This window comes from Burkholderia sp. AU16482 (assembly GCF_002223285.1).
Classification (GTDB): Bacteria; Pseudomonadota; Gammaproteobacteria; order Burkholderiales; family Burkholderiaceae; genus Burkholderia; species Burkholderia semiarida.
Genome location: NZ_NKEY01000007.1, coordinates 521,358 through 534,093, shown reverse-complemented (window position 1 = coordinate 534,093; position 12,736 = coordinate 521,358). Strand labels below are relative to the sequence as shown.

Genomic DNA, 12,736 nt, shown 5'->3' with positions numbered 1-12,736 from the left:
CGCCCACGCGCGCGATGTGGACCGACCTCGGCTTCAACCTCGTGTTGCTGATGATGTCGGACTACATGACGGTGCTGTCGATCTCGAACGTCTGCTACATGCTGTTCGTATTCCTGAATCTTCAGTCTGGCTGGATACACCGGATGGATCGCGGCAACTGGGATCGGCCGTTCCGCTGCCCGACGTGGCTGCTCGTCGCGGGCTCGATCTGCGGCTACGCGAACCTCGTTTATGCGGGCGCGGGCGCCGATCTGCAAGGCGAGGGCACGCTGCGCAACGGGCTGATCGCGATGTTGCTGATCGTGCCGGTGTTCCTGTATCGCCACTACTGGCAGGACCGCGGCCGCTTCCCCGCGCAAATGCAGCGCGACATGGAGCTCAAGGTGCCGACGCGCAGCATGTGGCTGAATCTCGCGCCGTACGCGGCGCTGATCGGCGCGGTGCTGGCGGTCGCCGGTTCCCATTACTTCGCGTGGGGCCGTTGAGCATTCGCTGCCGGCTTCCGGCCGGCGGCGATACGCGCGGCCTGCCGGGCCGACCTTCGCCGGGACAAGACCCGGGAGCGGGCGTTCGATGGTGGCCGGTGGGCGCGGCCACGTCACGATTCACATGCTGATCGTGCTGCATGCTCCAAAACGCTGCCAGATGCGAGCATCGAGCGCCCGCCCCCGGGTCCACACGCGCGGACGATACCGATCTCCGCACGATGCTGTTTCATCGCGACGGCACGACATGGCGAACCGGCCGCACAGAACAGGACCAGTCCGACCGGCAAGCGCTGCCGATCTTCCCGTTGCCTGATGGTCCCGCGCATTCCACGTCAATAGAATGAATCGAACGAATCCGATTCGGACCGCGAATCATTCGTCCGATCTCGAATAACTTGACGTGAACCACCCGAGGCGCCTCCACACGCGTATCTCCATGCGGGCCGCATGGGCAAAGCCGGCATGTCGTGAGGCGACGTGAAATGCTGAAAAAACTGCTCAGAAACCGCGCGCTCGCCGTGCTCGTCGCCGACATCGCGATGATCGTCACGATCGCGGTCGTGATGCTGGACGAAACGACCATGTCGCTCGCGGCGCTGCGAACGGAAACCGTGCTCGTCGCGACGAGCGTGCTGTGCGCGACCTTCCTGCTGGGCCTGATCGACCGCGACCTGAGCGACAACGGCGTGCGCATCGCGCGTTATCTGCTTCGCGCGCTCGCGCTATGGCTGATCGCCCAGGGCAGCGTGTTCGTCATGATGATCGCGATGGCCGCGGTCAATGTCGCGTCGTTCGCGTGGTTCGTTCGCTGGACGCTGGGCGTCGCGGTGTCGCTGATCGCGTTTCGCATCGCGCTGTTCGTATGGCGGTGCCGCCGCGTGCGCGCGCCCAAGCGTTATCGCGCGATCGCGCTCGCGGGGACCGACGAGCGCATCGCGCAACTGACGTCCGCGGTGGAGCGCATGGCTTCGCCGTACCGGTTCGTCGCGATCTATCGGGTTTCGCCGGACGCCGGGACGAGCGCCGGCGAGCTTCCGGTACACCGCGACCTCGCGACGTTTGCGAGACACGCGCGGCAGCTTCGCGCGAGCGAGGTCTGGATCGCGTTGCCGCTGAGCGAAGAGCGCGCGATCGTCGACGTGATCGAGGAATTCCGTCACGACTTCGTCGATCTGCGGCTGCTGCCCGACGTGAGCCAGCTCGCGCCGTTCGGCAGTCAGGCCGACGAAGTGCTCGGCCAGCCGGCCATCTCGCTCGCCGTGTCGCCGCTGACACCGCGTGCGCGGATGCTGAAGGCGGCGTTCGATCGTACCTTCGCCGCGGTCGCGCTGATCGCGCTGATGCCGTTGCTGCTCGTCATCGGCGTCGCGGTGAAGCTGTCGTCGCCGGGGCCCGTGTTCTTTACGCAGAAGCGGCGCGGCGCCGACGGCGAAACCTTCGCCATCTACAAGTTCCGCACGATGAAGCTGCACGTCGAGCGGGACGGCACGGTCGTGCAGGCGATGCGCAACGATCCGCGCGTCACGGCCGTCGGCGCGCTGTTGCGACGCACGAGCCTCGACGAGCTGCCGCAGTTCATCAACGTGCTGCTCGGCGACATGTCGGTGGTCGGCCCGCGCCCGCACGCGGTCGAGCACGACGCGCAGTACCGCACGATCGTCGACGGCTACATCCATCGCTACCGGATCAAGCCCGGCATCACCGGATGGGCGCAGGTCAACGGGCTGCGCGGCGCGACCGAACGCGTCGAAAGCATGCAGTCGCGCATCGAGCATGACCTGTACTACCTGCGCAACTGGTCGTTCGCGCTCGATCTGCGAATCATCGGCGCGACCGTGCTGAAAGGGATCGTGCATCCCAACGCCTACTGAGCGGCCGGCCGCGTTCGCGTGACCAGCGAACGCGGCGCGCACTCACCCGAACCCCGCTCGCGCCCGGCTACCCCGGGCCGAGCGCGCGCGGCCGCCGCACCCCGGCGCCGCCATCAAGGAATGTCAGATGAAGACCTCGAACGTTTCGACCGCGGCCGGCGCACGCCGGCGTGCGGTACACGCGATACGCACGGCGTCGCTCGCGGTGCTGGCCGGCCTCGCGCTGTCCGCGTGCGCGCTCGCGCCCGGCATGAGAATGGGCGATCACGCGTTCGTCCAGGAACTGCGCGCGACGCGCGCGCCCGATGCGGCGCCGGGCATCGCACGCGCGGACGCGCCGCCTGCGCGCCTGCCCGTGCCCATCGTGCAGATCGACCCGAAGTTGATCCAGCGCCAGCGCGCCGAGAAGGCGGCCGCGACGGCCGCGCTGTCGGCGCTCGACGCCCCCGCCGCTTCGCGCTATCGGATCGGCCCCGGCGACGTGTTGCAGATCACCGTCTGGGACCATCCGGAGCTGGCCGCCGCCCAGCCCGGCTCGCCGCAGACGCCGCCGCGCGCGGCCGATCCGGTTGCCGGGTTCGTCGTCGACGATCGCGGCAATCTGACGTTTCCGTATGCCGGCAAGCTGAAAGTCGCGGGCCTGAGCGCCGCCGATGCCCAGGCGCGCGTCACGCAGGCGCTCGCGCGCGTCTATCGCGACCCGCAGGTGACGCTGCGCGTCGCGTCGTACCGTTCTCAGCAGGTCTATATCGACGGCGAAGTGCATGCGCCGGGCGCGCAGGCGGTCAACGACGTGCCGATGACGCTCGCCGACGCGCTCGCCCGCGCCGGCGGCTTCACGCCGGCGGCCGACCAGAGCGACGTGACGCTCGTTCGCGACGGTGTGCCGGTGCGCATCGACGTCGCGAAGATGATTCGCGAGCATCGCAATCCGGCCGACATCGTGCTGCGCGGCGGCGATCTGCTGAAGATCGCCGCGCGCGACGACAACGGCGTATACGTGATGGGCGAAGTCAACCGCCCGCTGCGCGCGCTCCCGAAGCGCAACGGCCGCCTCACGCTCGGCGACGCGCTGCTGCAGGCCGGCAGCATCAACTCGAACACGGCGGATGCCGCGCAAATGTTCGTGATCCGCGGCGATGCGCGCGGCACGCCGACCGTATTCCATCTCGATGCGCGCTCGCCGGTCGCGATGGTGCTCGCGAACGAATTCGAGCTGGAACCGAACGACACCGTCTACGTCGACGGCAACGGCCTCGTGCGCTTCAGCCGCGTGCTCGCGCTGCTGTTGCCGAGCGTCAACACGGGCGCCGCCGCCGCGCTGGCAACCAAATGAGCGCGCGCCCGTCCCTGCTCGTCGTGTGCGAAGGCAATCTGTGCCGCAGCCCGATCGCCGCCGCGCTGCTGGCGGCACGGCTGCCGCACGCGACGGTCCGCTCCGCCGGCCTCGCGCCGCGCACCGGCGATCCGGCCGATCCGCTCGCCCGCGCCGTCGCGCGCGAGCTCGGTCTCGATCTCGACGCGCACGTGGCCGGCCCCGTCACGGCCGACCTGTGCCGGTACGCGGACCTGATCCTCGTGATGGACCGCGCGCAGCAGCGCGATGTCGAAGCGCGCCACCTGTTCACGCGCGGCCGCGTGTTTCGCCTCGGCGAGCACGCGATCGCGCCCGGCGGCACGCGCGCCGGCTTCGACGTTCCCGATCCCTATCGCGGCACGCGCGCCGACTTCGTGCGCTGCGCATCGCTGATCGCCGCCGCCGTCGACGGCTGGCGCCCGCTCATCCTCGCGCGCTGGCCCGACCGGCCGGCCGCCCTTTCCCCGTCGACCTCATCATGACCGCATCGCCTTCCCGCGAACCCGCTGCCGAAAGCGAGTTCGATCTCGTTCACGCGCTCGACGTGCTCGGCGGCGCACGCTGGACCATCGCCGCCCTGACCGCCGCCGGGCTCGGCGTCGGCGCGCTGTACGCCTTCCTCGCGCCGCCGACCTATCAGGCCGACCTGATGATCCAGACCGACGACGGCGGCGACAGCGCGGCGAAGAACCTGCTCGGCGACGCCGCGTCGTTCTTCAACGTCAACGCGCCGGCCTCGGCCGAAGCGCAGATTCTGTCGTCCCGGCTCGTGGTGACGCGCGCCGTGGACGATCTGCGCAGCTACATCGTCGCGAAACCGAAGCGCTTTCCGCTGATCGGCGATTTCGTGTCGCGCCTGAACGACGGCGTCGTGCAGCCGGGCCTGCTCGGCATCGGCGGCTATGCATGGGGCCAGGAACGCGCGAACGTCACGCGCTTCGACGTGCCGAGGCGCGCGCAAGGCGACACGTTCAGCCTCACGCGCATCGATGCGCGGCGCTACCGGCTGTCCGGCCGGGATCTGCCCGACGACGCGATCGGCCACATCGGCCGCGCGGAAACCTTTGCCACGCGCCATGGCCCGCTGTCGATCGAGGTCGCCGGCTTCGACGCACTGCCCGGCACGCGCTTTCGCCTGATCCGCAACGGCCGCGCCGACACGATCGACGCGCTGCGCACCGCGCTCGACGTGCAGGAAAAGATCAAGCAGTCGGGCGTGCTCGTCGCGACGCTGCGCGGCGACGATCCGGCTGCGCTGGGCGCAACGCTCAACGCGCTCGCGCAACGCTACGTCGAACAGAACGTCGAGCGCCGCTCCGCGGAGGCCGCGCACTCGCTGGCGTTCCTCCGGGACCAGTTACCGACCGTCAAGCGGCAGCTCGAAGAGGCCGAGCAACGCTATGCGACGCTGCGCAGCAGCGGGCATTCGATCGACCTCGCCGAGGAAGGCAAGCTCGCGCTGCAGCAGGGCGCGGACCTGCAGACCCGCGTGCTCGAACTGCAGCAGAAACGCGACGAGCTGTCGCGGCGGTTCCTGCCGTCGCATCCCGACATGGCCGCGCTCGATGCGCAGCTCGCGACGCTGCGGCATCGGCAGGCCGCGCTCGACACGGATCTCGCGCGGCTGCCGCAGCGGCAGCGCGACGAAGTGCGCGCGCAACTCGACGTGAAGGTCGGCACCGATCTCTACACGGCGCTGCTGAACAACATCCAGCAGCTCGAACTGGTCAAGGCCGGCAAGACCGGCAACGTGCGCGTCGTCGATACGGCCGTCGCGCCGGACGATCCCGTGCGGCCGAACCGTCCGGTCGCGATCGGCGTGGGCGCGCTCGTCGGGCTCGCGCTCGGGATGCTGATCGCGTTCGCCCGCGACTTCCTCTATGGCGGCCTGCGCAGCGTCGACGAGATCGAGCGCCACGCCGGGCTGCCGGTGCTGGCGGTCGTGCCGTCCGCCGCCGGCCAGCGCGCGATGATGCGCGCGATCGAGCGTCAGGACGCCGGCCCGCACCTGCTCGCGCTCGCCGAGCCGTACGAGCCGGCGATCGAAAGCCTGCGCAGCCTGCAGACCGCGCTGCATTTCTCGCTTGCACAGGACGCGCGCCCGGTCGTGCTGATCACGGGGCCGGCGCCGGGCGCCGGCAAGTCGTTCGTCGCGGCGAATTTCGCGGCGGTGCAGGCGGCCGACGGCAAGCGGGTGCTGCTGATCGACGGCGATCTGCGCAAGGGGCGCCTGCATCAGTATTTCGGTGTCGCGCGCGACAACGGCCTTGCCGATGCGCTCGCGGCACGTGCGGCGCACGACGGCATCGTGCATCGCGCGGTCGAGCCGAATCTGGACTTCATCGCGACGGGCGCGTTGCCGCACGCGCCGGCCGCGCTGCTGCAGCGCGAGAGCGTCGGCGCGCTGATCGGGCAATGGCGCGCGCAGTACGACATGGTCGTGATCGACGCGCCGCCGGTGCTTGCCGCCGCCGACGCAAGCTGGCTCGGCAAGCACGCCAGCGCGATCCTGCTGGTCGCGCGCGCGGGCAAGACGAAGGCCGGCGAACTCGCCGAAGCCGCGAAGCGCGTCGCGGGCCACGGCGGCGCGGCGCCCCGCGTCGTGCTGAACGGCATCGACGCGCGCGGCGGGCGCTGCGCGTACGGCACGAAATACGGCGGCTACCGCTACACCGAATACCGCTATGCGAACGAGCCCGAGGACGCGTCCGCGCGCGGCTGGCGCGCGGCGCTGCGCCGCCTGACCGGGAGAGCGGCATGACGGTCGCCGATCTGGCCACGCCCGCCTCCCGACACGGGGCCGCCCATGCGCCCACGCGCGCACCCGAGCGCGCCGGGCCGCCGTTGCGCATCGCGATGGTGGTCGAGGCGGCCGGCGGCGGCGTCGCCGTGCATCTCGTCGACCTGATTGCCGGCCTCCACGCGCGCGCGAACGTCGAGATCCATCTGATCGCGCCGCGCGGCGCGCGTTTCGACGAAGCCATCCTCGCCGACACGCCCCTGCGTTGCGCGTCGTTTCATCGGCTGCCGTTCCGCCGTTCGGTCGGCCTGCACGACGTCGGCGCTGCACGCGCGCTCGCCCGGCTGCTGCACGAGATCGGGCCGGATGTGGTCCACAGCCACAGTTCCAAAGCCGGCGCGCTCGCGCGCCTGTGCGGCGGGCCGTGGAAACAGATCTACACGCCGCACGCCGTGTATACGCTGAACCCGACGCTGTCGGCCGTGAAGCGCCGCGTCTACGGCGGCATCGAGCGCTGGCTCGGCAATCGCCGCTCCGACGCGGTGATCGCCGTCTCCGGCGACGAAGCCGACCACCTGCACGCCCTCGGCATCGCGCGCGACCGGATCCGCACGATCCCGAACGGCGTGACGCCGCCCGCGCTGCTGCCGCGCGAAGCCGCGCGCGCCGCGCTCGGCGTGCCGGACGACGCGTTCGTCATCGGCTTCGTCGGCCGCTTCGATGCGCAGAAGGGCGTCGACCGGCTGGTGCGCATCGCGCGCACGCTCGCCGCGCGCGACGACGGCCGGCTGCACATCGTCGCGATCGGCTCCGGCGACTTCAACCGCGCCGCGGGGGCCGAAGCGGACGACCTGCCGCTGAACCTGCGCGTCGCGGGGCGTATCGACAACGCGCGGCGCTACTTCTCCGCGTTCGACGTGTTCGCGCTGCCGAGCCGCTACGAAGGGTTCCCGTACGTATGCATCGAGGCCGTCGCCGCGCAGGTGCCGATCGTCGCGACCCGCGTCGCGGGCGCGGCCGAACTCGTCGACGGCCACCAGGTCGGCCTGAGCGTCGCCAACGACGACGACCCGCGCGAATTCGCCGCCGCGCTCGCGCATCTCGCCGGCTCTCCGGCACGGCTCGCGAGCATGCGCGAGCAGTGCGCGCTCGCCGCCCGTCATTACTCGGCGGACACGATGGTCGAGCGCACGCTCGCCGTCTACCGCGAACGCCTCGAGGAGGCCCCCCGATGAGCGCCCCCGTTCATGTCGCGCTGCTGCACGCATACAGCACGCGCAATTCCGGCGACGGCCTGCTCGTCGACCTGTCGATCGGCCTGCTGCGTGACGCGTTCGGCCCGCACGTGCGGGTCACCGTGGTCGCCGCCGATCCGGCATCGTTTGCGCATCTGCCCGACGTTCATCCGGCTCCGGTGCTCGCGGCGCGCGGCGCGGCCCGCGTCGTGCAGGCAGGCGCGGCGCCGCTGCCGGTCGCGCTCAATCCTTCGCTCGGCGCGCTCGGCCACCTGCTGGACGGCGTCGACCTGATCGTCGGCGTGGGCGGCGGCTACCTGCGCGCGCGCACCGCGATCGAAGCGCTGAAGCTCGAAGCCGGCCACCTGCTGCAGATGCGGCTCGCGCGCGCCGCGCGCAAGCCGACCGTCTACCTGCCGCAAAGCATCGGGCCCGCGGCGAACCGGCCGTGGCTCGCCGCGCATCTGCGGACGATGCTCGGATCGTTCGACGACGTGTTCGTGCGCGACGACCGGTCGGTCGCCTTCCTCGCCGGCAACGCGAACACGCGCCGCGCGCCGGACCTGGCGGTACTCGAGTTCGCGCGCCGCCACGCCGGCGTCGCCCCGCGTCGCCCGGCCGCGGACACACGGCCCGCGCACATCGCGATCGTGCTGCGCAAGCCGCCCGCGTGGAACGACGCGCAGCGCGCACGCTATCACGCGTCGACCGTCGCGCTGATCGCGCTGCTGCGTCCCGCGTGCCGGTTGACGTTCGCGGTTCAGAGCACCGGCCGCGGCAACGACGACAGCGCGTACTACCGCACGCTCGGCATCGACGCGCCGAGTTCACTCAAGCATGTCCTCGCGCACGACACGCCCGACGCCGTCGTATCGGTGCGCCTGCACGGCGCGCTCGAATCGATCCTGCACGGCGTGCCGGCATACCACCTGAGCTACGAACGCAAGGGTTTCGGCGCATACGCCGATCTCGGCGTGGCCGACTGGGTCGCGAACGCGGCGGACTTCGACGCGGCGGCCGTCGCGCGAACGCTGCTCGCCCCCGGCGCGCTCGCGCGCTTTCGCGACGCGACGCACGGCGGACTGACGCGCCTGCAGTCGGCGCGCGACGCCCTCGTCGCGTCGCTGCGTAACGCCGTGTCCCGGCCGGCCGCGCGATGACGGCGCTCGGCTCCCGGCTCGCGCTGCGCATCGCCGCGCTCGCGATGAAGTTCGCGTTGACGCTCGCGGTCGCGCGCACGCTCGGCTTCGATGCCGTCGCCGCCTACGGCTTCGCCGTCGCCGTGTCGGTCGTCGCGTCGAAAGTGCTCGGGCTCGGCTTCAGCACCGAGCTGAACCGGCGGCTTTCAGGCGATGCGCCGGCGAATGCGATCCGCACCGCGACGCGCGTGTTCGCGCGCTACGGCGTCGTATATGCGGCGCTCTGCGCACCGCTCGCGGTGCCCGGCTGGGCGGCTCGCGTGCTGCACGTCGCGGCGCTGCCCGACCTGCCGCTCGTGCTCGTTGCATTCATCGCATGCGCCGAACACGCGGCGCTCGAAATCAATACCTATCTGTTTTCGCTGCATCGCGCCCGCGTCGCGTCGTGGCTGCTGTTCGTGCGGACCGGCGCGTGGGCCGGCGTCGCGATCGCGGCGCTCGCGGCCGGTGCGATCGGGTCGGTCGACGCGCTGTTCGTGCTGTGGCTGACGGCCGATGTCGCGGTGGTCGCCATCGGCTGGGCGGTCATCTCGCGCATCGCGCGCGCCCAGCCCGCGTCGCGCACCGCGGCCCGCCCGCCCGCGGGCAGCCTGGCGGCCGTGTGGCGCGACGGACTGCCGTTCTTCGTCGCATTGCTGCTGATGTCGGTCCTGCAATATCTGGAGCGCTTCGTCGCGGCCGGCGCGTTGCCGGCCGCCGAACTGGGCCGGTACGTGTTCGTCTGGTCGATCGCGAATGCGATCCAGACCGTCGCGGCGGCGACCGTCGTCGTGGTCGCCGCGCCGCGCTTCGTGAGCGCGCTCGGCGCGGCGCGCGCCGCGTTCCGACGCGAACTCGCCCGCTCGATCGGCGCATCGTTCGCGTTGACGGCCGCCGCCGCCGTCGCGATCGCCGCGCTGCACGGGCCGGTTTTCCAGCTCGCGCACCAGCGCGCCGGGACACTGCAGACGGCCGGCCTCGCGATCCTGTCGACGTCGTTCGTGCTGCGCGCGCTCGCCGACGTGCTGTGGGCGGCGGCCGTCGCGCTGCGCGCGGGCCGGCCGGTCGCGCTCGCGATGGTGGCGCTGACGCTCGCCTGCCTGCCGGTGTCGATCGCGCTGGTTCGCGGCCTCGGCGCGCTCGGCGCGGCGTACGCCCATCTCGCCGCGAGCGTCGCGATGACGGCCGCGCTCGCGTGCATCGTCGCGTCGCGCCGTGCCCGCACGGCCGGCGCGTTACCGGGAGCCGCCGATGCTTCGTAAGCTGATGGCAAGCGGGCCGCTGCTGAGCCGTCGGCTCGTCGATGCGATCGCCGCGTGCGTCGCGCTGCTGTATCTCGCGGTCTATGCGAACGCACGGGCGCTGCTGCCCGAGTTCATCTTCCGCGATGCCGACAAGATCGATACGCAGATCAGCGGCGGCGCAACCTACGACGGCACGTCGTTCGATGCGGTCGGCCGCTTCTATCGCGCGCTCGGCGGCGCGGGCACCAGCGTGTTCGTCGCCGCGCTCGGCGTGCTGTTCATCTGGCTCGCGCTGCGGCAAACGCGTCGCGCCGGCTCGCTGTTCGCCAACCTCGTGCTGATCGCACCCTGCCTGTTCTTCAACCTGTTCGTCGCCAGCAAGGACACGCTCGTCGTGCTGATCGCGGTGCTGGTCGCGCTCGCCGCGCGCCGGTTCGGCACGGTGCGCACGCTGGCTATCGCCGTCGTGCTGTATGCCGGCTACGCGGCGCTCATCCGCAGCTATTTCGCGCTGATCGTGCTGTGCGCGGGCAGCGCGTGGGCGTTCCGCCGCGCGCCGTTGCCGCTGAAGATCGTCGCGCTGCTGCTGGCCGGCGCGGCATTCGTCGCGCTGCCCGATTCGGTCTACACGCTGCTTCAGCACCCGCGCGACGTGGCGGTCGACTACCTGGTGTACGAATCGCCGTTCGGCGCGCGGACGAGCTTCTACAATCCGTATCCGCCCGATTCGTTCCTGCATTTCGCCGGCAACTACGCGTACTCGGTCGCGCGGCTCAACCTGCCGATCCTGTTCTCGTTCGACGTGAAGGGCATCGCGATGCAGGGCTTCATCGCGCTCGTGCTCGCATCCGCGTGGCCGCGCGTCGCGCCGCCGGCCGACACGCGCGCCGCGTCGCTGCGCGGCGGCGACACGCTCGCGTGTCTGGTACTCGCGCACGTCGCGGTGTCGATGCTGTTCGAACCCGATCTGGGCAGCTACACACGGCATCTGTCGAGCGTCGCGCTGTTCGCCGCCGTGCTGTGGCCGTTGCGCACCGCTCGTGCGGCGGCCCCGGCCGCGCCGCCGGCCGCGTCAGTCGGGCCCGCGTAGCGGGCCCCGGCGATCGCGCAGCGCCCGCGCCACCGCGTCGAGCGCCGGCTTGGGCGTCCCGTCCGCGCGGACGAGGCCGTAGTTCCGCTGCGCGGCATCCGGCCCGTTCGGCGTGTCGGCCCATTCGTAGATCGAGATCAGCGGCGTCATCGATTCATTCGACGCGGCGAGCACAGTCGTCAGGCGTTTCGCCTGGCGCGCGTCGCCGGCGGGGCCGACCGACGTCGCGCCGTCCTCGGTGATCGCAACCGGCAGCCCATAGCGCGCCTGCACGTCGCGCGCGGCCGCGCGAATCCGCGCCGGCGCCATGCCGTACGCGTGGTACGAAATCGCGTCGACGCATCCGGCCAGCGACGGCACGAGCGGCTTCAGCAGCCGATCCGGCACCGAGCCGGCGAACGGCGCGCGCGAGAATGCGAAGCCGATCACCGGCACATGTGGGCGGCGCTCGCGCAAACGCACGCAGACGGCCCGCATGAACGGCGCGAACGTCGAATCGACCTCGCCGGTGGGCCAGTATTTGTCGAGGTCGGGCTCGTTCCACAGCTCGATGGCCAGCAGTTGCGCGCGGTATCGGTCGGCAAGCCGCGTCACCGTGTCCGCCAGCGTCGCGCCCGCTTCGGCGAGCGCAGCCATGCGCCGTTCGGCCGGCACATCGCGCGGCGCGAGCGGTTCGAGCGTGCGGATGGTCAGCAGCACCGGCAATTGCGCGTCGTGCGCCGCCGCGATCGCGGCATCGACTGCGCGGCGATACGCGGGCCGATCCAGCCGGTCGGTCCAGACGCCGATCCGCACGAAATCGAAGCCGGTGACGCGGATGCGCCGGGCGTCGTCCGCGCTGAACGACGGCAGTTTGACCTGCACGCCCACGAGCGGCGCACCGTCGCGCGACGGCGCCGGCCAATGCGCGCGCGCGCCGGCGCACGCGCATCCGGCCGCCAGCGCGAGCGCGGCGATCAACGGATAGCGAAAGACGACATGCATGGATGTCCTGCGATGAAGCGCGACGTGCCGATGCACGAACACGCGGAAGCGGAAAAAAGGCGCGTCGCGGCGGCCGTCGCGAGCCCGGCGGCGAAGGCCGTCGGCGCCGCATGGATCGCGATCGGCTTCCAGGCGATCCGCCGCCTCGCGGCGAGATCGGACAACGACATGATCGCGCACGCGAGCGACGCGAACGCGACCGGAATCACGCAGATCCGGATCAACGGAATGAAGAGGCCGCCGAGCGGCTGCGGCGCGGCGGCGTCGGCTCGGTACGGATGGTGTCGTTGATCAAGCGTCCTTCTCGCGAAGAAACGGCCGCACGGCGGCCGCCATACGCGTCGAACGCGCACGCGCGAATGCCCGGTGCTCGCATCTGGCAGCGTGATTTTCCGAACGGCAGCCGACATGAAACCGGCTTGCGGCCGCGCCCACCGGCCGCCATGGGACACTCGCGCCTGCACACTCGTCGTGCCGGTGAAAAAGGGGCCGCCCGTGACAGGCGGCCCAACCCAAATCACCCACCGGCGGCCCACTCGCCGCCGACGA

At 71.3% G+C, this 12,736-nt stretch carries 11 protein-coding genes; 9 read left to right on the top strand and 2 right to left on the bottom strand.

Annotated elements, in window-relative coordinates:
• The 9 genes from CFB35_RS29365 to CFB35_RS29325 form a co-directional block, all read left to right on the top strand.
• A partial coding sequence (locus CFB35_RS29365; protein ID WP_143328771.1) for an amino acid permease occupies positions 1-485 on the top strand: 485 nt, incomplete at its 5' end.
• A 485-nt stretch (positions 486-970) separates the two neighbouring features.
• A complete protein-coding gene (locus tag CFB35_RS29360; RefSeq protein ID WP_059574695.1) occupies positions 971-2,359 on the top strand; it encodes an undecaprenyl-phosphate glucose phosphotransferase in 1,389 nt (462 codons plus the stop codon).
• 127 nt (positions 2,360-2,486) lie between these two features.
• A complete protein-coding gene (locus CFB35_RS29355) occupies positions 2,487-3,695 on the top strand; it encodes a polysaccharide biosynthesis/export family protein (RefSeq protein ID WP_089465908.1) in 1,209 nt (402 codons plus the stop codon).
• Positions 3,692-4,198, top strand: a complete 507-nt coding sequence (locus tag CFB35_RS29350; RefSeq protein WP_059574699.1) for a low molecular weight protein-tyrosine-phosphatase — start codon at positions 3,692-3,694, stop codon at positions 4,196-4,198. Before CFB35_RS29355 ends, CFB35_RS29350 begins: the two co-directional genes overlap by 4 nt.
• On the top strand, positions 4,195-6,477 hold the full coding sequence (locus CFB35_RS29345) for a polysaccharide biosynthesis tyrosine autokinase (RefSeq protein ID WP_059608926.1): 2,283 nt from the start codon (positions 4,195-4,197) through the stop codon (positions 6,475-6,477). The genes CFB35_RS29350 and CFB35_RS29345 overlap by 4 nt, the downstream gene beginning before the upstream one ends.
• Positions 6,474-7,691: a glycosyltransferase gene (locus CFB35_RS29340; protein ID WP_059608927.1), complete on the top strand. Its 1,218-nt coding sequence runs from the start codon at positions 6,474-6,476 to the stop codon at positions 7,689-7,691. The genes CFB35_RS29345 and CFB35_RS29340 overlap by 4 nt, the downstream gene beginning before the upstream one ends.
• Positions 7,688-8,851 carry a polysaccharide pyruvyl transferase family protein gene (locus CFB35_RS29335; protein ID WP_089465907.1) on the top strand — a complete coding sequence of 388 codons (1,164 nt, stop codon included), beginning with the start codon at positions 7,688-7,690 and terminating at the stop codon, positions 8,849-8,851. The genes CFB35_RS29340 and CFB35_RS29335 overlap by 4 nt, the downstream gene beginning before the upstream one ends.
• Positions 8,848-10,131, top strand: coding sequence for a polysaccharide biosynthesis protein (locus CFB35_RS29330; RefSeq protein ID WP_059574703.1), 1,284 nt, complete (start codon positions 8,848-8,850; stop codon positions 10,129-10,131). The genes CFB35_RS29335 and CFB35_RS29330 overlap by 4 nt, the downstream gene beginning before the upstream one ends.
• A complete protein-coding gene (locus CFB35_RS29325) occupies positions 10,121-11,203 on the top strand; it encodes a hypothetical protein (protein ID WP_059574800.1) in 1,083 nt (360 codons plus the stop codon). Before CFB35_RS29330 ends, CFB35_RS29325 begins: the two co-directional genes overlap by 11 nt.
• Here CFB35_RS29325 and CFB35_RS29320 read toward each other — a convergent pair.
• Both CFB35_RS29320 and CFB35_RS35730 read right to left on the bottom strand, forming a co-directional pair.
• Positions 11,186-12,187 carry a cellulase family glycosylhydrolase gene (locus tag CFB35_RS29320; RefSeq protein WP_059574705.1) on the bottom strand — a complete coding sequence of 334 codons (1,002 nt, stop codon included), beginning with the start codon at positions 12,185-12,187 and terminating at the stop codon, positions 11,186-11,188. The genes CFB35_RS29325 and CFB35_RS29320 overlap by 18 nt on opposite strands.
• Positions 12,160-12,597, bottom strand: a complete 438-nt coding sequence (locus CFB35_RS35730; protein WP_143328770.1) for a cation:dicarboxylate symporter family transporter — start codon at positions 12,595-12,597, stop codon at positions 12,160-12,162. The genes CFB35_RS29320 and CFB35_RS35730 overlap by 28 nt, the downstream gene beginning before the upstream one ends.
• Positions 12,598-12,736: the final 139 nt, after the last annotated feature.

Bases quoted from the DNA above. Each gene is read 5' to 3' on its own strand.
- CFB35_RS29360 (WP_059574695.1), top strand. From the start codon at position 971: ATGCTGAAAAAACTGCTCAGAAACCGCGCGCTCGCCGTGCTCGTCGCC.
- CFB35_RS29355 (WP_089465908.1), top strand. From the start codon at position 2,487: ATGAAGACCTCGAACGTTTCGACCGCGGCCGGCGCACGCCGGCGTGCG.
- CFB35_RS29350 (WP_059574699.1), top strand. From the start codon at position 3,692: ATGAGCGCGCGCCCGTCCCTGCTCGTCGTGTGCGAAGGCAATCTGTGC.
- CFB35_RS29345 (WP_059608926.1), top strand. From the start codon at position 4,195: ATGACCGCATCGCCTTCCCGCGAACCCGCTGCCGAAAGCGAGTTCGAT.
- CFB35_RS29340 (WP_059608927.1), top strand. From the start codon at position 6,474: ATGACGGTCGCCGATCTGGCCACGCCCGCCTCCCGACACGGGGCCGCC.
- CFB35_RS29335 (WP_089465907.1), top strand. From the start codon at position 7,688: ATGAGCGCCCCCGTTCATGTCGCGCTGCTGCACGCATACAGCACGCGC.
- CFB35_RS29330 (WP_059574703.1), top strand. From the start codon at position 8,848: ATGACGGCGCTCGGCTCCCGGCTCGCGCTGCGCATCGCCGCGCTCGCG.
- CFB35_RS29325 (WP_059574800.1), top strand. From the start codon at position 10,121: ATGCTTCGTAAGCTGATGGCAAGCGGGCCGCTGCTGAGCCGTCGGCTC.
- CFB35_RS29320 (WP_059574705.1), bottom strand. From the start codon at position 12,187: ATGCATGTCGTCTTTCGCTATCCGTTGATCGCCGCGCTCGCGCTGGCG.
- CFB35_RS35730 (WP_143328770.1), bottom strand. From the start codon at position 12,597: ATGTCGGCTGCCGTTCGGAAAATCACGCTGCCAGATGCGAGCACCGGG.